The sequence below is a fragment of the Xanthobacter dioxanivorans genome (assembly GCF_016807805.1).
Lineage (GTDB): Bacteria > Pseudomonadota > Alphaproteobacteria > Rhizobiales > Xanthobacteraceae > Xanthobacter > Xanthobacter dioxanivorans.
The window spans coordinates 3,680,330-3,704,234 of record NZ_CP063362.1 but is presented as its reverse complement, the minus strand read 5'-3'; the positions used below and the strand labels follow the sequence as shown (position 1 = coordinate 3,704,234).

Below are 23,905 nucleotides of genomic sequence, written 5' to 3'. Positions count from 1 at the left end.
GTGCGGCCTCCCGGGCTCAGAACAGGCCGTCGCGGACTTCGTAGCGGGTGGGCTTGCCGTAGATGGGCATGTCACGCTCCACCCAGTGGGCCACCCAGTCGATCATCCGGGCCAGCGGCACGTTCGGGTAGCCGAACAGGCGCTGCGACAGGAACGTGCTGTTGACCCAGCCGGTGGGCTCCTCGGCGCCGTCGAAGATGGGCGCCTTGCCGAACTTCTCGCCGAAGGCATGGGCGATGGCCCGCACGCTCGCCTGCTCCGGCCCGCCGATATTGATGGGGGAGGTGGGGCTGGTGGCGTGCTTCAGGCAGCGCAGGATCTGCGCATTGGCGTCGCCCTGCCAGATGACGCTGGCGTGGCCGGTGCGGATCGGGATGGGCTCGCCCTTGATGACCCACTGGGCGATGTCATGCAGCACACCATAGCGCAGGTCGATGGCGTAGTTCAGCCGGATGAGACGGCCGGCCGTGCCCCAGCTGTGGGAGCCGTACTGGAACGCGCGCTCGCGGCCGACGCAGGAATTGGCGTAGTCGCCCACCGGGCGGGGCTCCACCCGCTCGTCCCAGCCATTGTGGGCGACGACGCCGAAGGGATAGACGCACAAGGTGGAGAAGGCGACGATGCGTGAGGCGCGATAATGCGACGCGACGGTGGCCGGAACCATGGTGTTCATGGCCCAGGCGAAGGAGGGGTCGTCATTGGTGCCGAACTTCTTGCCGGCCATGTAGACCACGTTGGCGGCGCGCGGCAGCTTCGCCACGGCGGCCTGGTCGAGCAGGTCACACTTGATGGTCTCGATGCCCCAGCCCTCAAGCTCTTCCTGCGATCCGGCCTCGGAGAAGCGGGCGACGCCGATCACCCTCTTGCCGGGCGCGGCGCGCTTGGCCATGCGGGCGAGGGAGGGGCCGACCTTGCCGGCGACGCCGAGGACGACGATGTCACCGTCCACGGCGGCGAGATCGTCGATCAGGCCTTGTGTCGGCCGGGAGATCAGCTCCTCGAGCTGTTCTTCGGTGTCAATGAGGTCAGGCAGGGTTTCGAAAGTCAGGCGTCCACTCAAGATACTGCTCCCTGGTGCCGGGCTGGTCCTGCCGCGGGGACATGCCCATCGGCGGCTGCCTCAATTTAGGTAACTGCGTTACCATTCATAAAAGGGCTATATGGAGCGTTTTTCGCTGTCAATCGCCAATTTGAGTAATTTTATTGCGCGCCGATCGCTTGTATGGTCGATAAATAAGGGTAACATCGTTACAACAATGACTGCCGCGGGTTTTCGGGCGAGAGAGATGGTGCGTCAGATGGTGCGAGAGACGGCAAAGATCACAGCCCAGGGGCGGCCGGAGAAGGTCGACGAGACCATCGTGTCGGTGGAACGGGCGTTCGAGATCGTCGGAATGTTGGCCGACTCCGTGGACGGCCTGCCCCTGTCCGAGATTTCCCGCCGCCTGAACCTCAACAAGGCGATCGTCAGCAAGCTGCTGAACACGTTGGAAGGCATGATGCTGGTGTGGCGGGACGAGCGCGCCCAGCGCTATTACCTCACCTACCGCATCAGCAATCTCGGCCTGCGCCACCTCCAGACCAGCCGGCTCCTCGACCAGTGCTCCGCTGCCCTGCGCCAGCTCGCGGAAGAGACCGGCGAACTGGTCCGCCTCGCCATTGTCGAGCCCGGCGGACAGAGGATCGTGTGGGTGCAGTCCTTCGCGGGCAGCAAGCGATCCCTGCGGATTGACCCGAACTACACCCTCGAAATCGGCCTCCACACCCACGCCACCGGCAAGGCATGGCTATCGACGTTACCCTTTGATGCCGCCCTGAAGCTGCTGCTTCAGCACGGGCTTGAGCCGGCGACGGCCCATTCCAAGACGTCCATCTCCGAGATCCGGGCGGAGCTGGAAGAGGCGGCGCGACGTGGCTTTGCGCTGAGCTATGAGGAAAACGAGCTGGGCGTGGGGGCGGTGGCCGCGCCCATCAAGGCATCGACCCTGGGCGGGGCCTCCGAATGCGTGGGGGTGGTGAGTCTTGCCGCCCCGACCAATCGCATGAGCCGGACGGATCTCGAAAGCTGCGGCTCTATCGTCGTCTCCACCACCACGCGGCTCGGCGAAACCTGGCCGCTGGAGGCGCGGGCGCGCAGTGGGGCCTTTCCCCGCATGGTGGAATAGAGCCGGCACCCACCCTTCCCAAAACAGATCTGCCAGAAGGTCCCTCACATGAGCCAAGGGGAAGGCGTGCGCGTGCGCCTCGTCGACGCCGAGCTGATGGAGCGCACGGTGCGCCTGCGCCTGCCGTTCCGCTTCGGCATCACCACCATGACGCAGGCGCGTCAGGCCGTGCTGCGCGTACGCGTCGAGCGCTCCGACGGCGCGTCCGCGGCGGGGATCGCGGCGGAATGCCTGCTGCCGAAATGGTTCGACAAGAGCCCCGACCTGAGCGACGCCGACAATGTGGAGCAGTTGCGCACGTCGCTCGCCATCGCCCTCGACCTCTACCGGCAGGCCGGCGCCGACACGCCTTTCGGCCTATCGGCCAGCGTCTATCCGCAGCAGCAGGCCCGCTGCGCCGCCTTCCAGCTCAATCCCCTCGTCGCCTCCTACGGGCCGGCCCTCGTGGACCGGGCGGTGATCGATGCGGTGGGCCGCATGCTCGGCCTCTCGTTTGCGCAGATGGTCACCCGCAACGTGCCCGGCCTCGCCGTCACCGCACTGACGCCGGACCTTGCGGGCTTCGACCTCGACGCCTTCCTTGCCAGCCTCGCGCCCCGGCCGAGCATCGCGGTGCGCCATACGGTGGGGCTGGTGGACGCCCTCGGCGAGGACGATCTCGATGCGAGCGCGCCGCACGACGGGCTGCCGCGCACGCTGGAGGAAGTCGTGCGGGCCTATGGCTGTCGCTATTTCAAGATCAAGGTCGCCGGTGATCCCGCCGCGGATCTCGACCGGCTGGAGCGCATCGCCGCCGTGCTCGACACATCCGCCGGGCCCTATCTCTCCACGCTCGATGGCAACGAGCAATATGGCGACGTGGAAGGGATCACCGAGCTCTGGCGCCGCATCGGCGAGCGGTCGTCGCTCCGGCAGCTTGCGGCCTCGGTGCTGTGCATCGAGCAGCCGATCAAGCGCGCCGTCGCCCTGGAGCGCGACGTGCGCTCGCTCTCCGCTCTCAAGCCCATGATGATCGACGAATCGGACGGCAATCTGGATGCCTTCCCGCGCGCCTTGGCGCTCGGCTACCAGGGCGTTTCCAGCAAGAACTGCAAGGGTTTCTACAAGTCCATCCTGAATGCGGCCCGGGTGGCGCGGCGCAACGGGGAAGACGGCGGCGCGCGGTTTTTCCTCTCCGCCGAGGACCTGTGCACCTGGGCGGGCGTCAGCACGCAGCAGGACCTCGCGCTCGTCTCGCTGCTGGGCCTCGCCCACGTGGAGCGCAATGGCCACCACTATGTCGACGGCATGTCGTTCGCGCCTGATGACGAGCAGGACCGTTTCGTGGCGATGCATCCGGACCTCTACCACCGCGCTCCGGGACAGCCGGCTCGCCTGACGATTCGCCAAGGGCAACTGGCCATCGGGTCCCTCAACTGTCCGGGGTTTGCCGTGAACGTTACGGTGTGAGGTCTTACGAAGGGGCGGCAGTTTGGGCACGAGCAGCGCGGCGCCGGCATGAAAAGGCCCCCGCCGCGCGGGCGAGGGCCAGGTTCGTGGGTTTCTTTGCTCGCGCGTCTTGCAGGCTTTCAGGCCCGATCCCGGAAGCTGCAGGACGAACGGCTACTCCGCCGCGCGCATGTTGAGCCTCGCCTCAGCGAGGCCGGTGAGCTTGGCGTCGGCCGCCTTTTCCTCGTCCAGGGTGCGCTGGAGCACGGTGGCGCAGTCATTGCGCCCCAGCCGCTTGGCCCACGCGATCAGCGTGCCGTAGCGCGTGATCTCGTAATGCTCCACCGCCTGGGCGGCCGCGGCGAGGGCGGCGTCCAGCACCTCCTCGTCGGCCACTTCGCTGGCCACGTCCTCAGCCTCCTCGATGATGCCGTCGATGGCGGGACATTTGACCGTCTTCGCCTCGACGCCATGCATGCGGAACACCTCTTCGAGGCGCGTCACATGGCCCTCCGTCTCCCCGAGATGGGTCTGAAATGCCTGCTTGAGGCTCGAACTCGAGGCCTTCTCGATCATGGTGGGAAGCGCCTTCAGGATGCGCTTCTCGGCGTAATAGATGTCTCGAAGAGTGTGGACGAACAGGTCGTCCATCGAATGGATGTCTTTTGAGAAGAAGCCCATGGTCGTCTCCTGTGCTATGGGGTCGGCAGTCAGGCGAAGCCCGGCGCCTCAGCGCCCGGTGCTCTTGCGGACAGGCTCGGAGGCAGGATTCCGCTCGCGCGCTGCGTGCTTGTCGTCCGCCCCGCCCTGGCCGCTCTTGCGGCCGGCTTCCGAAGCCCGCTCGCGCTCGCCTTCGAACCCGCCACCCTGCTGGCCACGGCCATGGTCTTGCTGCTGCTGGTGCTCCTCCGCACGCTTGCGCTCGGCCTCGGAGGCGCGATCGTTGGTGGGATTGCCTGAACCACCCTGCTGTCGATTGTTCATCGATGTCGTCCTCGTTTGCCCCCGTGGACCAACGGAGGGCAGCGAGGTGTGTTCCCGCATCCCTTGGAAAGAAAAAGGTCAAGCTTGGCGACCCTTTCCGGATGGCGGACGAGATAAGCAGACGCCTCTCCGTGGAAAGACATCGGCACAGCTCGTGCTTAAGCTTTATAAATCCACATCGAATGGCAGTGCCTACCGAGACAAGCCTCGCCTGTGCAGCGGGCGCCGAAGATCTACAGCTCAGTTATCGTCCGGAAGCTGCGCCTCATCCATGGCGACATTGGTGCAGGAGAGGCTGTCCTCCGGCTCGTCGAAGGGCACCCGCGTCAGGAACACGCACCGCGTCCCTTCCGCCGCCGCGAGCCAGGAAACGAGGCGCTGGCTGATGCCGGCTGACACCTCCGAATCGTCCACCGGCTTGAAGGCTGCGTCGGCCGGCAGTTGCGGCCCGCTCTTCCTTGCGCCCTTCAGGTCGCTGATGGCCGGGACCAGGGAAAGGGTGTCCGCCGCGTCGGTGGCGGTGACGAGGGGCATGAGCGTGAGGGTGAACTGGTCCCATGCGCCCTTGCCGAGCCGGGTCGCCTCCGCCTCGCCGGTCACGGTGGCACGGAACATCGGCTGGCCGCCGGGACCCGCCACGACGGTCGCATTCTGGATCTTGAACTTGCGCTGCCCCGCCGCCCCGCCTTCCGGCGCCCCCCCGGACAGGAGGCGGGCGAGAGTCCCCTCCGCATAGGATTTCAGCTTCGCGTCGGAAACCTTGTCGCCGTCAGCGATCTTGGCCCGGGGAATCACGGCGAGAACCGTTTCCCCGCACTGCGCCGGCAGCGTGACCGCGACCACCTGCGGGACGCGGCGGATCTCCTGCGCCGTCTTCGCCTCACTGCCCACCGGCACGGCGATCTCCACGTTCACATCGTCGCCCGAGCGCGCGGCGAGGCGCAGCCGGCTCCAGAGATCCTTCATCTTCACCCTGGCCGTTCCGCCCTGCTGCGGCTCCACCATCACGTCGAGGTCGGCGAGCACAGCGGGCGCGGCGGGCAGGCTCGTGAGGTCGGCCGCGCGCAGTTGCAGGCTGAGGGCGCCATAAAGGGCTCCGCACCAATTGTCCGCGTCGTGCTGGAGCGCGAGGGCCGCCTCGGAGAAGCCCGCCGCCGGCCGGAACAGGGTGACGGCGTCGACACCCGGGACGCTCGCCGTCTCCTCCAGAATGCGGTGCAGACCGCGCTGGTTCTCGCTGAAGGCGAGACTGTAGGCCTGCGTGCCCTCCCCGATCGTGAGGCGCAGCACGCCGTCCGCCTGCGTGCCGGACACCGGGATTGCCGCGCGGGGATCGCCGACGGGTGGCGCAACCGTGCCGGTTACCTTGCCGCCGCTGATGTCGAGGGTGACGATGGCGATGCGGTAGGGCTCGAAGAAGGGCAGGCCGGTCGCCATGAACGGCTCCGCCGCGCCCGCCCCGTGGCCGGCCGCGAGGAGGCCGAGGGCGGCCGCGAGGCATGTGAAGCCGGCACGGGGTGCGATCTTCCGGGACATGTGCATGCCTCCCTCTGGGACTGCCGTGTTCGGCGCGCTCAATAGCACGCGCGTTCCCTAGGCCCAAAGGCCCGCAAGTTCGCCCGCCGAGAAGCGCAAGAAAACCGCGGGGACGCGGGCGGGACTTAAAGCGTGCACGGGGAAATGCTAGAGGCGGCGCATTCCCCAAACGGATGCTGCGCCATGACCTCCCCCCTCCCCGCCCGGCGCACCCTGCGCCTTTCCACCCCCGACGGAGTGGGCATCGCCGCCGAATTGTCCGGAGCCGAAGCGGGGCGCTCCCTTCTCTTCATCCATGGCTTTTCCCAGTCCGGCCTGTGCTGGAGCCGGCAGACCGAGAGCCCGGTCCTCGCCGGCTTCCGCATGGCCACCTACGACTTTCGCGGCCATGGCGGATCGGACCGCCCTCGGGGCGCGACCTTCTACAACGAGCCCGCGCGCTGGGCCGACGAGGTCGCGGCGGTGATCGACGCTTGCGGCCTTGATCGCCCAGTTCTGGTGGGCTGGTCCTATGCCGGGCGCATCATTTGCGACTATTTGGGCCGGCATGGCAGCGCGGGCATTTCCGGCATCGTGTTCGTGGATGCCGCAATCAGCAACGAGCGACGCTTCTACGGGCGCTGCAACCGCCTGATGCGGCAGATGTGCAGCACCGATCCGGCGGAGAACATCGCCGCCACCCGCGCCCTCCTGCGCCGCTGCTTCGCGGCCCCGGTGCCGCAGCCCTTGTTCGAGCTCCTGTTCGGCGTGAACATGCTGGTGCCGGCTGAGGTGCGGGCAGCCCTGTTCGGCCGGGCGGCGGACTATGACGACCTGCTCTCCCGGCTCGACGTGCCGGTGCTCGTGGTGCATGGGGAAGAGGACGAGGTGGTGGCCCCCGCCATGGCGCAGCATCTGGCCAGCCTGGTGCCTGGCGCGACGCTGGATCTCTATGCCGGCGCCGGCCACGCGCCGTTCATCGAGGCCTCGGATCGCTTCAATTCCCGCCTCGCGGCCTTCGTCCGGGACGCGAGGCAAGCCTGAACGTTGCGGCAGGGCCGCAGCCTCGGGAAAACCGCATCACAGTCCCGTGCAGGCGGAACCGTGCCGCCACAAAGCGGTTGCAGTCATGTCCAATTTGCGGCGACAACAAAGCAGCAATCCAGTGCACGTCACTGGTGCCGTGTGATCCCCCTTCGTTCCGACTGAGACGCGCAATCATGAAGAACCTGAAAGCCCTCGCTCTCGCGGCCGCAACGGCCGTGATCCTGACGGCAGGGTCCGCACGGGCCGATGACCGTTACGATTTCTTCAATTTCGGCAAGCTGTTCGGCGGCTCGAACATGGGGTCGGTGGGCAGTTCCTCGCCGCTGGGCCGCCAGATGGTTTCGGTCGACCCGAAATATGCGCCTGGCACCATCGTCATCCGCACCTCGGAGCGGCGGCTCTATTACGTCACCGGGCGCGGGCAGGCCATCCGCTATGGCATCGGCGTCGGCCGGGACGGCTTCCAGTGGTCCGGCGTGAAGACCGTGAGCGCGAAGAGGGAATGGCCGTCGTGGACGCCTCCGTCGCAGATGCTGCGGCGCCGGCCGGACCTGCCGCGCTACATGCCCGGCGGCATCGACAACCCTCTCGGTGCCCGCGCCATGTATCTGGGCTCCTCACTCTACCGCATCCATGGCTCCAACGAGCCGGAAACCATCGGCCAGGCGGTGTCGTCGGGGTGCTTCCGCATGACCAATGATGACGTGGTGGACCTTTACAACCGCGTCCGCGTGGGCGCGACTGTCTATGTGATGCGCTGAGGCAGGCGCCGGAACGAAAAAAGCCCCGGGCACCTTGCGGTGCCCGGGGCTTTTCCTTGGCCGAAACGGCTCAGAGCGCGGCGAGGTTGGCCGCTTTGTTCTTGCCGCGGTTGTCGGCAACGATATCGAAGGACACCTTCTGCCCGTCATTCAGGCTGTAGAGGCCGGAGCGCTCCACATCCGAGATGTGCACGAAGACATCGGGGCCGCCCTCATCCTGCTGGATGAAGCCGAAACCCTTCTGAGAATTGAAAAACTTGACGGTGCCCGTGGCCATGGTGGCCTCCTGGTGCGCGCATGCCGGCCGCTGCCGTGCGATGCGCCGATCGTCCCGGCGCACGACCTTTGGGGTCGCGGCGCGGCGGGACGCAGTTCAGGACGAGTTCGATATGGGAGGCTTTTGCGTCGCGGCCCGAAGGAAACGAAGAAGAAGGCCGATGACGAACTGTCCGCTCAGCTCGCCCCTCCGCACATCCATGAACATGGAAAGCGGAGGAACGAACACCCTTTGCCGCAGCGGGATCGGAGTACATCCGTCCGTCTCCCGAAAAGCGCTCGCGCAATGACGCGCGCCGCATCCGGCGGCTGGGGTTGAATGTGATATAAGGGCCGACTGCGGCGTTTCAAGGGCGCTGCGGAAAATTAGCTCCGCCCTGCCCCCGGTCCTCCATGTCACTTGGTGGCGGCGGCCGCCTTCTTCACGAAGCTGTCGTCGAAGGTCTTGGCGAGGTCGATCTTCGTAGCCTTCAGCTCGGGATCGAATTCCACCAGCATGGCCAAGGCGTTCTTCATGCCCTGCTCGGGGATGATGCCGGTCCGCGAATAGACCGGGAGGGAGTTTTTCACCGCGTTCAGATAGAGCGCCTTGTCGCCGAGGAGATACTCCTCCGGCACCACGGCGGCCACGTCCTCCGGGGTGGCGGTCTTCAGCCAGACCAGGGTGCGGTAGAGGGCGTTCACCAGCTTCTGGGTGGTGACGGGGTTCTGCTCCATGAAGTCGCGCTTCAGATAGAGCACGGCCGCCGGATTGGCGCCGCCGAATATCTTGTCGTTGCCCGCCTCGGTGCGGCTGTCGGCCAGGACCACCACGTCTCCGTCATCCTCGAGCTTGGTGATGACCGGGTCGAGGTTGGACATGGCATCGAGCTCGCCGCGCTTCATCTGCGCCACAGCCGAGGCGCCGCCGCCGACGCCCACGAAGGCCACGTCATCCGGCTTCAGCCCCTCCTTGGCGAGGAGGAAGTTGACGAAGAAGTTGGTGGAGGAGCCGGGCGCGGTGACACCGACCTTGGCGCCCTTCAAATCCTTTATCGACTTGATCGGTCGGTCCTTGCGCGCCACCAGCACGATGCCGGGGAAGCGCCCGAGCTCGATGACCGAGACGATGTCCTGCCCCTTGGCCTGCATGCGGATGGTATGTTCGTAGGCGCCGGTGACCACGTCGATGGAGCCGCCGATGAGTGCCTGCAGCGACTTCGCGCCGCCGCCGAAATCGTTGATGGTGACGTCGAGCCCCTCGTCCTTGAAGAAGCCCTTCCGCTCGGCGATGGTCAGCGGCAGGTAATAGAGCAGCGGCTTGCCGCCGACGCCGAGGGTCAGCTTCGGCTTTTCTGCCTGCTGCGCGCCGGCGGGCACCGCCGCGACGGCGAGGGCAAGGCCGGCGGCGAGCGCCGCCGCGAACTTGAACATCCGCATGTGGTCCTCCCTATCGTTGTTTTTCAGCCCTGCCCCACCGGCGCCGGGCGCCAGACGAGCAGGCGATTCTCGATGGCGCTGACGGCGGTGTCGATGATGATGACGAAGATCGCCAGCACCAGCATGCCGGAGAACACGCCGGTCACGTCGAACACGCCTTCCGCCTGATGAATGCGGTAGCCAAGGCCGGCGGCGGAGCCGAGATACTCGCCCACCACCGCCCCCACCAGCGCAAACCCCACCGCCGTGTGCAACGAGGAGAACATCCAGGTGAGGGCTGATGGCCAGAACACGTGCCGCATGAGCTGGCGCTCGCTCATGCCCAGCATGCGGGCGTTGGCGAGCAGCGTCGGGCTCACCTCCTTCACGCCCTGGTAGACGTTGAAGAAGACGATGAAGAAGACCAGCGTGACCCCCAGCGCCACCTTGGACCAGATGCCGAGCCCCAGCCACAGGGCGAAGATGGGGGCGAGCACCACGCGCGGCAGAGCGTTGGCCATCTTCACATAAGGGTCGAACACGGCAGCCAGCACCGCCTTGCGGGCGAACCAGAAGCCGATGAGCACTCCGCCCGCCGCGCCGATGACGAAGGCCAGCGTCGTCTCAAGGAGCGTGATGCCGAGGTGGTACCAGATGACACCGGTGTAAAAATCCTTCCACGTGCGCTCGAACACCGCGAGCGGCGTGGAGAAGAAGAAGGGATCGAGCGGATAGAAGGGCTTCGGCGAAACCGCCGGGATGTTCAGCTTCACCGTGGAGCCGAAATGCCAGGTGGCGATCAGCACCACGGCCACCAGCAGCTGGAGGACAAGCAGGGTGAGGCGCGAGCGCATGGGTCAGCCCACCGCCTCGGACTGCCGATAGCCCTTGACCACCTCGTCCTTGAGCGCCGTCCAGATCTCCCGATGAAGCTGGTGAAAGACCGGCTCCAGGCGCACGTCGATGTCGCGCGGGCGGCTTATGGGCACCTGCCACTGGCCGATGATGCGCGAGGCCGGCCCAGCCCCCATGATGACCACGCGATCAGCGAGCGCGATGGCCTCCTCCAGATCGTGGGTCACGAACAGCACCGCCTTGCGGTCGGCGCTCCACAGGTCCAGCAGCAGGTTGCCCATGATCTGGCGGGTCTGGGCGTCCAGCGGCCCGAACGGCTCGTCCATGAGCAGGATCTTCGGATCCCGGATCAGCACCTGGGCAAGGCCCACGCGCTTGCGCTGCCCGCCGGAAAGCATGTGCGGATAGCGGTCGGCAAACGCCGAGAGCCCCACGCGGGTGAGCCATTCGCGGGCCAGCGCCCGCGCCGCGCCCTGTGCCCTGCCGGCCACCTCGAGACCGAGCGCAACGTTTTCGAGCGCGGTCTTCCACGGAAACAGCGCTTCCGCCTGGAACAGGTAGCCCGCCTGCCGATTGAGGCCGGAGAGCGGAACGCCGAAGATGGAGACGGTGCCGGACGCCGGAGCCAGCAGTCCGGCAGTGGCATTGAGCAAGGTGGACTTGCCGCATCCGGTGGGTCCGACGATGGCGACGAATTCCCCGTCCGCCACGTCGAGGTCGACGCCTTCCACCGCCACGAAGGCCGGATCGGCGCGACGCGGCGAGGGGAAGGCGATGCGCAGCTGTCGCAGGGCGACCGCCGGGCTCGGCACGTCACGGCCGCCCTGAACCACGCTGAAAGGTGGGGACACTCAACTCCTCCCGCGTCCTGCCCGCGCCGGTTCCGGTCGCGCGTCCGGTTGACCGGATCAGGAGCAAAGGTAGCGGTGGAGGAGAAAGAGGCAAGCGCGGGGTCAGCGCCGCCCGGCGTCCGGCTCGGGCAAGGCCACAAGCAGAAGCACCCCGAGCACGGCCACGTAGAAGCGGAAGGCCGCCTCCTGACCGTTCCAGTCCTTGGACTGCCACATGGCGAAATATTCCCCGGCCACCACCATGAAGCCGAAGAACCAGAGCAGGAAGGCCAATGTCGCGCCGAGATACACGAGCCGCTTGGCGCGCTCGAAATCGGCGGTTGGCGCCCTCAGTCGCGCCAGCATGGTGAGCGCGCCGATGCCGAGCAAAATGCCGCTCGCCGCCTCGGTGGCGATGATGCCGGCATAGGCCAGCTGCCATGCCAGCGGATCGGTCACCGCGCGGGACATCAGCCCATTGCCGGGGAAGGTCGTGTCCATGCTCAGCACATGGCGCACGAAAGTATAGTTCGACCCGTAGTCCGCCAGGTTGCCATAGGCCACCATCAGGCAGAATGCCGACAACGCGGCAACCAGGATAGCCTTCGTCAGCCGCAATTCCATGTCGTCCCCCAGCCTTGGAAGGCGACGGTCCCGGCCGGCAATCGCGCGACCGAGGACCGGATATCAGCGGCGGCGGAAGTTCTGCTGGCGACGGGCGCCGGGCGGCGGGGCGTTGCCCTCGGCCTTGTGGCGGAAATTGATGCGGCCGCGATCGAGATCGTAGGGCGACATCTCCACCACCACGCGGTCACCCTCGATGGTGCGGATGCGGTTCTTCTTCATCTTGCCGGCAGCGTAGGCCAGGATTTGATGATCGTTGTCGAGTCGCACCCGGAAATTGCCGTCCGGGAGCACCTCGGTCACCGTCCCTCGAACTCCAGCAGTTCTTCCTTCGCCATATAGTCGTCTCCAGCGGCCCCTTTGACGGAGCTGAATTGGCCGGGCTTATCTCACGAAATCGCCCGCGCGCCCATAGGTGAGATACGCGGGGCCGTGCATTTCGCACAGCCCCGCGCAGTCCCGAAAATCAACGAACGGGGCGCTTGGCCCCCTGAGGTGCCGCGCCCGAGCCCTGGCCGCGGTTCGGCACCGCCTTCATGAAGCCGAGCCCGCCCATTTCACCCGTCGGCCGCTGGCCGCGCTCGGTGCGCGCGCCGCGCCCCTCGGCCCGTGCTTCGGACCGTGCCGGCTGGCCGGCACCGTTAGCGGAGCGCTGGCCGCCGCCATGATGCCCACCGGCCGCCGCGGGACCCTTGCCCTGTGCGCGACCCTGGCCCTCCGGACGCGCGTCGGCGCGACCTTCACCCGGACCACGACGGCCTTCGCCGCGCGGCTGCTGCGGACGGGAGCGGCCCTCGCCGGAGCGCGCCTCATCGCCTTGGGCGTGGCGGCCGCGGCCTTCGCCGGAGCGGCCCTCGGGCCGACCTTCGCCGCTACGCGGACGCGGCCCTCGATGGCTCTGGCCACCGGAGCGGCGCCCCACATAGTCCGAGCGCTCGGCCGTCTCGTCCCGCTCATCGAGAATGATCGGGGCGGCATCGGGCACCGCGAACCGGGTGCCGGCGCCGCGCCGGTCGGTGGCGGGAAGCTGCATCCGGATCAGCTTCTCGATGGACTTCAGGAACGCCCGTTCCTCCTGGTCACAGAAGGAAATGGCGATGCCCTCCCGACCCGCCCGCGCCGTGCGGCCGATGCGGTGCACATAGCTTTCGGGAACGTTGGGCAGGTCGAAGTTGATGACGTGGCTCACGCCGGTGACGTCGATGCCGCGGGCGGCGATGTCGGTGGCGATGAGGGTGCGGATCTTGCCCTCGCGGAAGGCGAGAAGCACCCGGTCCCGCTGGTTCTGCGACTTGTTGCCGTGGATGGCTTCCGCGGCGATGCCGGCCTTGGCCAGCACGCGCACCACCTTGTCCGCGCCGTGCTTGGTGCGGGCGAATACGAGGGCGCGGTCGATCTCCTCGGTGGAGAGCACCTCGGCGAGGAGCTGGCCCTTGTTGGCCTTGTCCACCAGGATCACCCGCTGCTCGACGCGGTCGGCGGTCTTGGCGACCGGGGTCACCGCGACACGCACCGGATCGTGCAGCATGGAACCCGCCAGCTCGGCGATGGCATGCGGCATGGTGGCGGAGAAGAACAGGGAATGCCGCTTGTGCGGCAGGCGGCGGACGATGGCGCGGATGGCATGGACGAAGCCCATGTCCAGCATCTGGTCGGCCTCGTCGAGGACGAGCACTTCCACCTGGTCGAGCTTCACCGCATGGTTCTCGACGAGGTCGATCAGCCGGCCGGGCGTGGCGACCAGAACGTCGACGCCGCGGGACAGAGCGCGGATCTGCCGGCCCATGGGCACGCCGCCGATGGCGAGGGTGACCGAAATGTTGGCGTGGCGACCGAACTTCTCGAAATTGTCCACGATCTGGCCGGACAATTCCCGGGTGGGGGAGAGGACCAGCACGCGCACCGACTTCGGATCGGGCCGGCGCGGATGGCGGATGAGGCGGTCGAGAATGGGAAGGGCGAAGGCGGCGGTCTTGCCGGTTCCGGTCTGCGCGATCCCGATGAGGTCGCGGCCGGCGAGGACGTGGGGGATGGCCTCGGACTGGATGGGGGTGGGAGTGACGTGCTGCGCTTCGGTGAGCGCGCGAACGATGGGCTCGGCGAGGCCGAGGGTCGAAAAAGCTGTCAAGCTCTGACTTTCATATGCGAACGGCACCTGGCGCAGCGTTCTGGCGCGGCGCGGTTCGCGGGGGATTTCGACATCCCGCGTGGCCAGGGGTGTCCAAAGGCGATGGTGCAAGTCGGGCAAAGCCGCGCAAAATGCTTCAATGAAAAGGAAGCTTCGGCGGTCTCCGCTACGCGGCCCGAGCGCGCTGCAAGGGGGGATTGGAATCCCTCCGGGGCGCTACGACAGCTCATATGACCGATCCGCATGACGATTTCAAGGCAGCGGCAGCTTTTTCGCCGCACTGCTCCGGCAATAAGCCCGCCGCCGGAGGCGACTTGCCTGGGAAGACACAGGCGCGCGGCGGGGCGCATGGCGGTCCAAGCTGCCGGGCCCCTTGCGCGGATCGGCCGGCCCACCGATGTTCCCGGCTGGAGGAGATATGATCGACGTTCAGTCCATCGTGGCGGCAACAACCGCCTTTGTGCAGCAAAATCATACCCTTGCGGCACCCGTCGTGTTCGGGTTGGCGTTTGGCGAATCGCTTGCGCTGGTCTCGTTCTTCATTCCGGCGACGGTGCTGCTGCTCGCCATCGGCGCCCTGATCGAGGCGAGCGGGCTGCATTTCTTCCCCATCTGGCTCGCCGCGGCGAGCGGCGCGGCGCTGGGCGATGCCATCTCCTACTGGCTCGGCTTCCACTACAAGGAGCGCGCCAAGACCTTCTGGCCCCTGTCGAAGCGGCCGGACCTCGTGGCCCGCGCCGAGGACTTCTTCCAGCGCTTCGGCGTCTGGGGCGTCGCCGTCGGCCGCTTCTTCGGCCCCGTGCGGGCGGTGGTGCCGCTGGTGGCCGGCGTGCTCGCCATGCGGCAGACCCATTTCCAGGTGGCCAACGTCGCCAGCGCGGCGGTGTGGGCCTTCGCCATGCTCGCGCCGGGAGCCGCCGCCTTCAAGCTGATGGGCTGGTAACTCCGGCGCCGAAGAACGATTTCACCGCCCGCCCATGGCGCGGCGCGATGCCGCAGCGCAGCAATTATCCCACGACCCGTGCCAGCCGAACCCCGTCCTTCGCCAGAACGGACGGGGACGGCACCCTTGTCACTGTGCGTCATGCTATATATGAAAAAACATACCACAGGGGATTTTTGCCATGATGCCATTCGTTCTGCGCCAGGGCCTCTTTTTCGGCCTTCTTCTCGCCACCGCAGGCCTTGCTCCCGTCCACGCAGAGGAGGCCGCGAAGGCTGGCGCCACCGGCGCCGAGACCACGGTGACCACGTTTGCCGCCGCCAGCCTCACCAATGCTCTCGAGGACATCGCCAAGGCCTACGCGGCCACGGGCGCGAAGACGCAGGTGAAGTTCTCCTTTACCGCATCGTCCGCACTGGCCAAGCAGCTCGAGGCCGGCGCCCCGGCCAATATCTTCGCCTCCGCCGACCTGAAGTGGATGGATTACACCGACGGCAAGGGCCTCACCCTCCCCGACACGCGCGTGAAGCTCCTCGGCAATGAACTGGTGCTCGTCGCCCCCGCCGGCACCGCCAAGCCAGTGACCATCGCCAAAGGCATGGACATCAACGCCCTGCTCGGCGCCAACGGTCGCATCGCCACCGGCCTCGTGGACAGTGTGCCGGTGGGCGTCTACGCCAAGACCGCTTTCACCAATCTCGGCCTTTGGGACAAGGTGAGCCCGCGCATTGTCGGCACCGAAAGCGTGCGCGCGGCGCTGGCCCTGGTGGAGCGCGGCGAAGTGTCCTTCGGCGTCGTCTACGCCACCGATGCCGCCATCGCCAAGAACGTGAAGATCGTCGCGTCCTTCCCGGCCGACAGCTACCCGCCTGTGGAATATCCCTTCGCCCTCGTGAAGGGCCAGGACACCCCGGCCACCAAGGCCTTCTTCACCTTCCTCCAGGGACCGGCGGCAAAGGAGATCTACAAGAAGTACGGCTTCTCGGTGAAGTGAGCGACGGCGCCACGCCCTCCCCGGCGTTGCCGCGGGCGGGCGATTTCGCTGTGTCCCGGGTCCGGCGTAAGCTTGGCTCAGTGATTGTCCGGAATCTCGTGCCATGCTCACACCTGAAGAATGGACGGCGGTCAGGCTCAGCCTCATCGTCGCCTTCTGGGCCACCCTATGGAGCCTGCCGCCCGCCATCCTCATCGGCTGGGTGTTGGCGCGGTTCAACTTTCCCGGCAAGGGCATTTTCGACGGCATCGTCCACCTGCCGCTGGTGCTGCCGAAGGTGGTTGTTGGATACCTGCTACTCATCACCCTCGGCAACCGCGGCTATCTCGGCCAGTATCTCAACGAGTGGTTCGGCATCTCGCTGATCTTCTCCACGGCCGGCGCGACGGTGGCGGCAGCGGTGGTGAGCTTTCCGCTCACCGTCAACGCCATCCGCCTCGCCATCGGCGGCATCGACAAGGGCATCGAGACCGCCGCGCGTACGCTGGGGGCGAGCAAGCTCGACGCCTTCTTCACGGTGACCCTGCCGCTGATGATGCCCGGCGTGCTGTCCGGCTGCCTCATCTCGCTGGCGTCGGCGCTGGGCGAGTTCGGCGCCACCATTACCTTCGTCTCCAACGTGGAAGGCCAGACGCGCACCATCCCCCTTGCCATCTACAGCGCCACGCACATGCCCGACGGCGACGCCATGGCGCTGCGCCTCACAGTGGTTTCGGTCATCCTTGCCCTCGGAGCCCTCATCCTTGCGGAGATGGCGGACCGGCGCATCAAGTTCGCGCTGGGGCAGGTATGATCGAGATCGACGTCTCCCTCGCCCGCTCCACCGGCTTTCGCCTGGAAGCGCATTTCACAGCGCCGGGCGCGGGTGTCACCGCCTTGTTCGGGCGCTCGGGGTCGGGCAAGACCACCATCATCCAGCTCGTCGCCGGCTCCGTGCGGCCCGACAGCGGCCGCATCGTGGTGGGCGACGAGGTGTTCTTCGACGCCGATCGCGGCATCGACCTGCCCATGGAACGGCGTGGCACGGGCTATGTCTTCCAGGACGCTCGCCTGTTTCCGCACATGACGGTGGAGAACAACCTGCGCTATGGCGAGCGCCGCGCGCGGCGGGAGCGCACCATCCGCTTCGACGTGGTGGTGGACATGCTCGGCATCGGCCACCTGCTGAAACGCCGGCCGCATACCCTGTCCGGCGGGGAGAAGCAGCGCGTCGCCATCGGCCGCGCCTTGCTCTCCCAGCCGCGCCTGCTGCTCATGGACGAGCCCCTCGCCTCCCTCGACGAGATGCGCAAGGGCGAGATCCTGCCCTATCTGGAGCGCCTCAGGGACGACCTCAAGCTACCCATCCTCTATGTCAGCCATTCGATAGAGGAAGTGCTGCGGTTGTCCGATGCGGTCGCCGCCGTCACGGATGGCAGCGTGATCGCCTGCGGCCCCCTCGCCGATGTGCTGTCCCGGCCGGAGCTCCTGCCCATCCTCGGCCGCTTCGACCTCGGCACCATCTTCGACTGCACCGTCACGGCGCATGACGAGGAGTTTGGCCTGTCCACCGTCGCCTTCGCGGACGGGGAATTGCGGGTGCCCCTCGTGGGCCGCCCGGTGGGCGCGCCGGCGCGCGCGCGCATCCGCTCGCGCGACGTGTCCTTGTCCCTCTCGCGCCCCATCGACGTCTCGGTGACGAACCGGCTCTCCGGCACCATCACCCGCATCATCCGGGCGGAAGGCCCGTTTTCCGACGTGGAGGTCGGCCTCGCCCACGGCCGGCTGCATGCGCTGGTGACGCAGGAAAGCGTGCAACGGCTCGCGCTCGAGCCGGGCATGCCAGTGTGGGCCATGATCAAGGCGGTCACCGTGGACAGCCGCCCGGCCGGCTTCGCCTCGCCGGGCGCCGAGATCAACCCGCCTTCGCCGGCGCCACAGTCGCCGCCCCCGGCTCTGCGTGTGATCGCGGGTGGAAATCGGCCGCAAGGGACTGGGTAAGCTCGTCGAGCGCGGCGTTCGTCGCCTTGGCGGCCTGCCGCTCCATGGCGCGGTAGAGGGCGATGATGCGCTCGCCGAAGGCCGTCACCTCGGTGCCCGCGCCGCGCCGGCCGGGAAAGGTGACGATCACGCGCTGCTCGAACATGCGGTCGAGTTCGTCCACCAGCAGCCATGCCCGGCGATAGCTCATGCCGATGGCCTTGGCCGCCGAGAGAATCGAGCGGTGCTCTCGAATCGCCTCCAGCAGCATGATCTTGCCCGGGCCGAGCCGGCGACCATCAGGAAAATCGACGCGCAGAAACAGGCGGGTGCCGTCCTTCCTGGTCACTGCATTCCCTCCTCGCCCGGCGGTCTGCGATGACCGACCCACGGGGAAGCATACCGGAACATGCCGCTGGCGGAAACGTCGGGGCGCGTCACCCTCTCCCGCACCACCCGCGCCAGCGAGGTCCGGGCCCGCCCAGATCGCAACCCGGCGGGGTGCAGGCGCCGGAGGATGATCCGCGCCCGTCAGGCCCGAATGTGCTGACGGGTCGCCGCGCCCGCATGGCTGACGCGGCCGTTCACGACCGCGGACAGCCCCAGGATGATCGCGACCGTCGCGAGGTAGGCGACGAGCTGCATGCCCGTGGGCTCGGCGCGATAGCCAACGAGGGTGCGCAGCACGCGGCCCACGGCGCTGTCGTCGGCCAGCAGCCAGTTGGTGTTCCACAGCGGATCGGCGAGGGACTGGATGAAGCCGGCATCCTGCAGGATGCCCACGGCCTGCGCGGCGAGGCCGGCGGCAAGCAGCATGATGAGCACGGACGTGACCTTGAACATGTACTTCAGCGGGATGGCCACGAGGCCACGATAGAGCACGAAGGAGATGGCCGCGCCCCCGGCAAGTCCGATGAGGCCGCCCAGCGCCACGTCGCCGGCGCTGTCTGCTCCCGTGGTGGCGATGCCGTAGAGGAACAGCACGACCTCGACGCCCTCGCGCAGCACCGCCATGCCGACGACGATGGCGAGTGCGGCGAGGGGCCTGCGGCCCTCCTTCACGTCGCGACCGACCTCCTTCATCTCGGCAACCATGTGCTTGCCGTGGCTCGCCATCCACACCACGGTCCACACCAGCATCACCACCGCGACCGAAAGGATGGCGGCGTTCAGGATGTCCTGGCCGGAACCCTCGAACGTGCCGGCGATCCGGTCGGCGAAGAAGGCGAGGACCGCGGAGCCGGCCAGCCCGCCGGCGATGCCCAGGGTGATCCAGAGGCCGCGATGACGGATGCCCTCGGAGGCGGCGAGCACGACGCCAATGACGATTCCCGCCTCGAGCACCTCGCGGAAGACGATCAGCAGCGCCGCAATCATGAACCCTGTTCCTCTCCGCCGCGTGTCTCCCCGCACCGCATGGCGCGTTCCGTGCCGCCAGAGGGGCGCGGCCCTCCGGGTGCGAAGCCGCTGGAATGCGAGGTGAGGGACGGGGCGGTCATGCGCAAAGCCGAAAAGCTGAAAATCCAACGGCGTGGGGCAGGCGCCGACAGGCAAAACCCTATACCCCCGTCGCCACACTGTCATCCGAACGCCATTTATTTATAATTATTCAAATGAAAAGAATGGCGATGCTGCGAAAGTCGCAGACGCGGCTGCCGCACCCTCTGCAAAGCCTCGAGGAACAACCGGTTCAAATATTTGCGCCCCATCGGCCAACGATGACGCACCTTTACGATCCTCCGAACATCCCCTAAGGTCATTCAACTGTTGTGTGCGGCGTTTTGTCTTTGGTCATGCTGGCCGAGGCGCAGATCAACACAATGGAACAATTCCATAATCTCGCCAGCCGCTTGCTGCCCGCAATCTGCGTGCCTAAGCTCCGGCGCGTGGGTTTGCCCGGCCCTTTCAGCCACACATTCAATTCAAGTCGTCAATCGAGGAGAACAGGTCGATGCGCGCGCAATTTCTTGGCGCAGTCGTCGCGGCCATCGCATTCGGGAGCCCGGCCCTCGCCGACGCGCCGAAGCCGCGCGACGTGATCGTCCACTACGCCGACCTTGCCGAGGTGATGTACGGCTCTTCCGCCGCCACCGCGAAGGACATGCAGAAGGCCATCGAGGCCTTCATCACCACCCCGAGCGCGGAGACGCAGGCAAAGGCCCGCGACGCCTGGAAGGCCGCGCGCGTCTTCTACCAGCAGACCGAAGCCTTCCGCTTCGGCAACAAGGTCGTCGACCAGTGGGAAGGCAACGTGAATGCCTGGCCGCTCGACGAAGGCCTCATCGACTACGTGGACAAGAAGAGCTACGGCGAGACCTCCGACGAAAACCCGCTATACACCGCCAATGTCATCGCCTCGAAGACGATCCGCATTGGCAAGAAGACCATCGACGTTTCCAAGATCACGCCCAAGCTTCTGCATGACCTCAACTCCGCCGGCGGCGTCGAGGCCAACGTGGGCTCCGGCTGGCACGCCATCGAGTTCCTGCTCTGGGGGCAGAACCTCCACAAGGCGACGCCGAGCCAGGGCCAGCGGCCTTACACCGACTACGACGTGAAGAACTGCACCGGCGGCAATTGCGAGCGCCGGGCCCAGTATCTGAAGGTCGCCACCGAGACGCTGGTCGCCGACCTCGACGAGATCACCGCGGACTGGGGTGCCAAGGGCAAGGCGCGCGCCGATCTGCTGAAGAAGAAGGACAAGCCGGCCCTCGGCGTGATCTTCACCGGCCTCGGCTCGCTTTCCTACGGCGAGCTGGCCGGCGAGCGCATGAAGCTGGGCCTCATCCTCCACGACACGGAGGAAGCCCACGACTGCTTCTCCAACAACACCCACAACGCGCATTATTATGACGAGGTGGGCATCCGCGATGTCTATTACGGCCGCTTCACCAAGCCCGACGGCTCGGCGGTCACCGGTCCCTCCGTGGCCGACCTCGTGCGCGCCGCCGACCCCAAGATCGCCGACGAGATCGACGCAAAGTCGGATGCGGCCCTCGCCGCCCTGAAGAAGCTGAAGGACACCGCCGATTCCGGCGAGATCCTCTACGATCAGATGCTGGTGGAAGGGAACGAGAAGGGCGCCAAGCTGATCCAGGACAGCGTGGACGCCCTCGTCGCCCAGGCCCATGCCATCGAGCGCGGCGTCTCGGCGCTGAAGCTGCAGATCAAGGTCGAGGGCTCCGCGAGCCTCGACGATCCGAAGGCCGTGAAGAAGAAGTGAGGCTGAGGGGATGATCTCGCGTCGGGCGGTCCTGCTCGGCGGCGCGGCGGCGGGGGCGGCAGGGTTTGCCCCCTCCGCCCTCGGTCGCATGCCGCTCTCCCGCGACACCCTGCCCAGGTCCGCCCCGGTGCGCCATCTCGCCCTCGCCGCGGCGGAGATGGAGGTCGCCCTCCTCGGCCCGGACAAGCCGAAGACAAAGGGCTTCTGCGCCTACAACGGCACGCCCTTCCTCACCCTGCGCGCGCCGCAGGGCACGCGGCTGATGGTGGATTTCGACAATCGCCTGCCGGACTACACCACGGTGCACTGGCACGGGGTCCGCGTGCCGTACCTCTCGGATGGGGTTTCCCCCCTCACCCAGGCCGCCATACCGGCCGGCGGGCGGTTCACCTATGACGTGCCCCTGCCCGATCCGGGGTTCTATTTCTTCCACCCCCATTGCGACGAGACGGGGCAAGTCGGGCGCGGCCTAGTGGGGCTCATCTTCGTGGATGACCCGGCCGAGGCGAAACTCGGGTTCGATCTCGATCACATCATCGCGGTGAAAGACTGGCGGCTCGACGAGAGCGGCGGCTGGCTGCCTATGTTCACCGACGAGGGCGCCTCCACCGCCGGCACGTTCGGAACGGTGCGCGCCACCAACGGTCAGGTCGTCCCGCCCCGGGTCGAGGCGCCGGCTCATGGCGACGTGCGGCTTCGGGTGATCGTCGCCGATTCCACCCGCACCATCGATTTCGGCTGCGAGACGGATGAAGCGGCCATCATCGCCATCGACGGGCAGGCCCTGCCGCCGCTGCTGCTGTCGAAGCTGCCGGACGAGATCTGGCGCATGGGCCCCGCCATGCGGATCGACGTGCACGTGCGCATGCCCGGCCCCGGCGAGGAGGTGAAGGTCTACGACTACCGCACCGCCGAACCCTATCTCCTCACCACCCTCGTGGCGGTGGACAAAGGCCGGCGCAAGACCCCGTTCAAGCCCAAGGCGCTGCCCGCGGCCAGGGTGCCCCTGCCGGACATGAAGCGCGCGACCCGGCTCGAATACCTGGTGCAGACTGCCGCCGGCCCCACCATCATCGCGCCGGCCCTGCCGGCGGATGATCCCCTGGCGAAGGCGCTCATCGAGTCCGCCTGCGTCGGCAGCAAGGCCTTCTGGGCCATCAACCGCAACTCCTGGGGCGCCGGGGCGGACCTGCGCCTGCCGCCGCCGCTGCAGATCCTGAAGGACGGGGAGAGCTATATCCTCTCCATCACCAACGTGACCAAGCACGTGCACCCCATGCACCTGCACGGGCACGTCTTCCGCGTCCTCTCCTCGTCCAAGAAGACCGGCATCCCGCCCTATCTCGCCGACACGGTGATGACCGAGCCCAACGAGACCGTAGAGATCGCCTTCCGTGCCAACAGCGGCGACTGGGTGTTCCACTGCCACATCCTGGAGCACATGGATTCCGGCCTCATGGGCTGGTTCAGGGTGGTGTGATGGGCAAGGCGAGCCTCGCCCTCGTCGCCGCGCTCGCAGTCCTTGCACTGCCGGCCGCGGGCTGGGCGGAGGAGACCGGTGCCGCGCCGGAGATGAGCGGGCTCGACCTCGCCATCGGCAAATCATTGTTCAAGCGGCCCTGGGTGCCGGCGCCGGCCTCCACCCGTGCGGCCGACGGCCTCGGCCCGCTCTTCGATGCCCGGTCCTGCGCCTCCTGCCACCCGCGCGACGGCCGCGCGCCGGCTACCGTCGAGAATGGCACGGCGGGGCGCGGCTTCGTGCTGATGATCGCGCGCCCGGACGGCAGCGGGGATCCCGTCTACGGCCGGCGCTTCCAGATCGATGCGGTGCCCGGCATTCCCGCCGAAGGGATGATCGGCATTTCCGACACCGCCCGGCCGGACGGCCGCATGGCCCGCAAGCCCCATGCGGAGGGTCTCGCCTACGGGCCGATCGACCCGGCGAGCGGCGTCTCGCTGCGCGTCGCGCCGGACCTCAAGGGGCGGGGGGCCCTCGCACGGGTGCCCGATGCGGCGCTCATCGCGATCGAGCAGGAACAGGCCAAGGGCAAGGACGGGGTCTCCGGCCGCGCCCGCCGCATCACGCGGGCGGACGGCACCACCGTCCTCGGCCGCTTCGGCTGGAAGGCCTCCCAGCCGGATCTCGCGCGCCAGTCGGCCGAGGCCTTCTTCCTCGATCTCGGCCTGTCCAATCCCTACCATCCCGAGCCGTGGGGCGATTGCACCCCCGCGCAGACCGCCTGCCGCGACGCTCCGCACGGAACGGCGAACCGCACCGAGGGCACGGCCGACGACGCGCTGGAGATCGGCCGCCCGCTGCTCGACCGGGTGGTGGCCTATGTGGCGTCCCTGCCGGCGCCCGCGCCGGAGCCCCTCGCATCCAAAACCCGCCGCCCGGGCGCGCACCTGTTCGCCGCGACCGGTTGCGCCGCCTGCCACCGGCCCTCCCTGCCCACAACGGATGGCGCGGGCGCGCGCATGTTCACCGATCTGCTGCTGCACGACATGGGGCCCGACCTCGGGGACACCATGCCCGAGCCCGGCGCCGGCGCCTCCGAATGGCGCACGGCTCCGCTTGCCGGCCTCTCCGCGGCCCTCGCCGAGGGGACGGGCCTCCTGCACGACGGCCGCGCGCGCAGCATCGAGGAGGCGGTCGCCTGGCATGGCGGCGAAGCGGCCACGGCCGCGCGGCGGTTCGGCGCGCTTTCCGACCCGGACAAGGCCGCATTGGTGCGCTACCTATCTGGCCTCTAGATCACCATATTGCGCGGAAAG

23 protein-coding genes and 1 pseudogene are annotated in these 23,905 nt (G+C 67.4%); 11 read left to right on the top strand and 13 right to left on the bottom strand.

Translation table 11 applies throughout. The features are described 5' to 3' along the window. Nucleotides 1-16: 16 nt before the first annotated feature. Nucleotides 17-1,060: an NAD-dependent epimerase/dehydratase family protein gene (locus tag EZH22_RS17255; RefSeq protein WP_231711017.1), complete on the bottom strand. Its 1,044-nt coding sequence runs from the start codon at nt 1,058-1,060 to the stop codon at nt 17-19. 226 nt (nt 1,061-1,286) lie between these two features. Between EZH22_RS17255 and EZH22_RS17250 the strand changes: the two genes are divergently transcribed. Then, nucleotides 1,287-2,165: an IclR family transcriptional regulator gene (locus tag EZH22_RS17250; RefSeq protein WP_203191759.1), complete on the top strand. Its 879-nt coding sequence runs from the start codon at nt 1,287-1,289 to the stop codon at nt 2,163-2,165. A gap of 48 nt (nt 2,166-2,213) precedes the next feature. Continuing rightward, nucleotides 2,214-3,614, top strand: coding sequence for an enolase-like domain-containing protein (locus tag EZH22_RS17245; RefSeq protein ID WP_203191758.1), 1,401 nt, complete (start codon nt 2,214-2,216; stop codon nt 3,612-3,614). Nucleotides 3,615-3,767: 153 nt separating this feature from the next. On the opposite strand, the gene EZH22_RS17240 is transcribed toward EZH22_RS17245, so the two are convergent. From EZH22_RS17240 to EZH22_RS17230, 3 genes are all read right to left on the bottom strand, one after another. Beyond that, nucleotides 3,768-4,274, bottom strand: coding sequence for a YciE/YciF ferroxidase family protein (locus tag EZH22_RS17240; RefSeq protein ID WP_203191757.1), 507 nt, complete (start codon nt 4,272-4,274; stop codon nt 3,768-3,770). A gap of 48 nt (nt 4,275-4,322) precedes the next feature. Then, on the bottom strand, nt 4,323-4,577 hold the full coding sequence (locus EZH22_RS17235; protein ID WP_231711016.1) for a stress-induced protein: 255 nt from the start codon (nt 4,575-4,577) through the stop codon (nt 4,323-4,325). Nucleotides 4,578-4,817: 240 nt separating this feature from the next. Then, a complete protein-coding gene (locus EZH22_RS17230) occupies nt 4,818-6,113 on the bottom strand; it encodes a hypothetical protein (protein WP_203191756.1) in 1,296 nt (431 codons plus the stop codon). 183 nt (nt 6,114-6,296) lie between these two features. Here EZH22_RS17230 and EZH22_RS17225 point away from each other — a divergent pair, with 183 nt between their 5' ends. Together EZH22_RS17225 and EZH22_RS17220 are read left to right on the top strand one after the other, a co-directional pair. After that, entirely contained in the window at nt 6,297-7,136 is an 840-nt protein-coding gene (locus EZH22_RS17225) for an alpha/beta fold hydrolase (protein WP_203191755.1), read from the top strand. 176 nt (nt 7,137-7,312) lie between these two features. Then, a complete protein-coding gene (locus EZH22_RS17220; protein WP_203191754.1) occupies nt 7,313-7,900 on the top strand; it encodes a L,D-transpeptidase in 588 nt (195 codons plus the stop codon). A 70-nt stretch (nt 7,901-7,970) separates the two neighbouring features. Here the strand turns inward: EZH22_RS17220 and EZH22_RS17215 are convergent, their stop codons facing one another. From EZH22_RS17215 to EZH22_RS17185, 7 genes and pseudogenes are all read right to left on the bottom strand, one after another. After that, complete coding sequence (locus EZH22_RS17215) at nt 7,971-8,177, bottom strand: cold-shock protein (protein ID WP_203191753.1); 207 nt, start codon at nt 8,175-8,177, stop codon at nt 7,971-7,973. A 395-nt stretch (nt 8,178-8,572) separates the two neighbouring features. Further along, complete coding sequence (locus EZH22_RS17210) at nt 8,573-9,595, bottom strand: ABC transporter substrate-binding protein (RefSeq protein ID WP_203191752.1); 1,023 nt, start codon at nt 9,593-9,595, stop codon at nt 8,573-8,575. A gap of 23 nt (nt 9,596-9,618) precedes the next feature. Next, nucleotides 9,619-10,428: an ABC transporter permease gene (locus EZH22_RS17205; protein WP_203191751.1), complete on the bottom strand. Its 810-nt coding sequence runs from the start codon at nt 10,426-10,428 to the stop codon at nt 9,619-9,621. Nucleotides 10,429-10,431: 3 nt separating this feature from the next. Next, nucleotides 10,432-11,280 carry an ABC transporter ATP-binding protein gene (locus tag EZH22_RS17200; RefSeq protein WP_408647610.1) on the bottom strand — a complete coding sequence of 283 codons (849 nt, stop codon included), beginning with the start codon at nt 11,278-11,280 and terminating at the stop codon, nt 10,432-10,434. Between the two features lie 102 nt (nt 11,281-11,382). Beyond that, nucleotides 11,383-11,883: a DUF2165 family protein gene (locus EZH22_RS17195; RefSeq protein ID WP_203191750.1), complete on the bottom strand. Its 501-nt coding sequence runs from the start codon at nt 11,881-11,883 to the stop codon at nt 11,383-11,385. A gap of 63 nt (nt 11,884-11,946) precedes the next feature. Continuing rightward, nucleotides 11,947-12,221, bottom strand: a pseudogene (gene infA, locus EZH22_RS17190) (translation initiation factor IF-1). A 128-nt stretch (nt 12,222-12,349) separates the two neighbouring features. After that, nucleotides 12,350-14,011, bottom strand: coding sequence for a DEAD/DEAH box helicase (locus EZH22_RS17185; RefSeq protein WP_203191749.1), 1,662 nt, complete (start codon nt 14,009-14,011; stop codon nt 12,350-12,352). Between the two features lie 418 nt (nt 14,012-14,429). Here EZH22_RS17185 and EZH22_RS17180 point away from each other — a divergent pair, with 418 nt between their 5' ends. From EZH22_RS17180 to modC, 4 genes are all read left to right on the top strand, one after another. Beyond that, a complete protein-coding gene (locus EZH22_RS17180; protein WP_203191748.1) occupies nt 14,430-14,954 on the top strand; it encodes a DedA family protein in 525 nt (174 codons plus the stop codon). A gap of 181 nt (nt 14,955-15,135) precedes the next feature. Continuing rightward, the gene (gene modA, locus EZH22_RS17175) at nt 15,136-15,948 is read left to right on the top strand and encodes a molybdate ABC transporter substrate-binding protein (protein WP_203191747.1); all 813 of its coding nucleotides are present in this window, start codon (nt 15,136-15,138) and stop codon (nt 15,946-15,948) included. Between the two features lie 103 nt (nt 15,949-16,051). Next, a complete protein-coding gene (modB, locus tag EZH22_RS17170) occupies nt 16,052-16,741 on the top strand; it encodes a molybdate ABC transporter permease subunit (RefSeq protein WP_203191746.1) in 690 nt (229 codons plus the stop codon). Then, nucleotides 16,741-17,928: a molybdenum ABC transporter ATP-binding protein gene (gene modC / locus EZH22_RS17165; protein ID WP_408647738.1), complete on the top strand. Its 1,188-nt coding sequence runs from the start codon at nt 16,741-16,743 to the stop codon at nt 17,926-17,928. Before modB ends, modC begins: the two co-directional genes overlap by 1 nt. Here modC and EZH22_RS17160 read toward each other — a convergent pair. Together EZH22_RS17160 and EZH22_RS17155 are read right to left on the bottom strand one after the other, a co-directional pair. After that, nucleotides 17,843-18,256, bottom strand: coding sequence for a winged helix-turn-helix domain-containing protein (locus tag EZH22_RS17160; protein ID WP_203191744.1), 414 nt, complete (start codon nt 18,254-18,256; stop codon nt 17,843-17,845). The two genes, modC and EZH22_RS17160, sit on opposite strands and share 86 nt — an antisense overlap. Before the next feature lie 182 nt (nt 18,257-18,438). Beyond that, nucleotides 18,439-19,284, bottom strand: coding sequence for an FTR1 family iron permease (locus tag EZH22_RS17155; protein ID WP_231711015.1), 846 nt, complete (start codon nt 19,282-19,284; stop codon nt 18,439-18,441). A gap of 574 nt (nt 19,285-19,858) precedes the next feature. On the opposite strand from EZH22_RS17155, the gene EZH22_RS17150 reads away from it, so the two are divergent. The 3 genes from EZH22_RS17150 to EZH22_RS17140 are packed head-to-tail and all read left to right on the top strand — an operon-like array spanning nt 19,859 to nt 23,884. Further along, nucleotides 19,859-21,130 (top strand): imelysin family protein, encoded by a 1,272-nt coding sequence (locus EZH22_RS17150; RefSeq protein WP_203191742.1) that lies wholly within the window; start codon nt 19,859-19,861, stop codon nt 21,128-21,130. 10 nt (nt 21,131-21,140) lie between these two features. Continuing rightward, nucleotides 21,141-22,610 carry a multicopper oxidase family protein gene (locus EZH22_RS17145; RefSeq protein ID WP_203191741.1) on the top strand — a complete coding sequence of 490 codons (1,470 nt, stop codon included), beginning with the start codon at nt 21,141-21,143 and terminating at the stop codon, nt 22,608-22,610. Beyond that, nucleotides 22,610-23,884, top strand: a complete 1,275-nt coding sequence (locus EZH22_RS17140) for a di-heme oxidoredictase family protein (protein ID WP_203191740.1) — start codon at nt 22,610-22,612, stop codon at nt 23,882-23,884. Before EZH22_RS17145 ends, EZH22_RS17140 begins: the two co-directional genes overlap by 1 nt. The last annotated feature ends 21 nt before the right edge of the window (nt 23,885-23,905 follow it).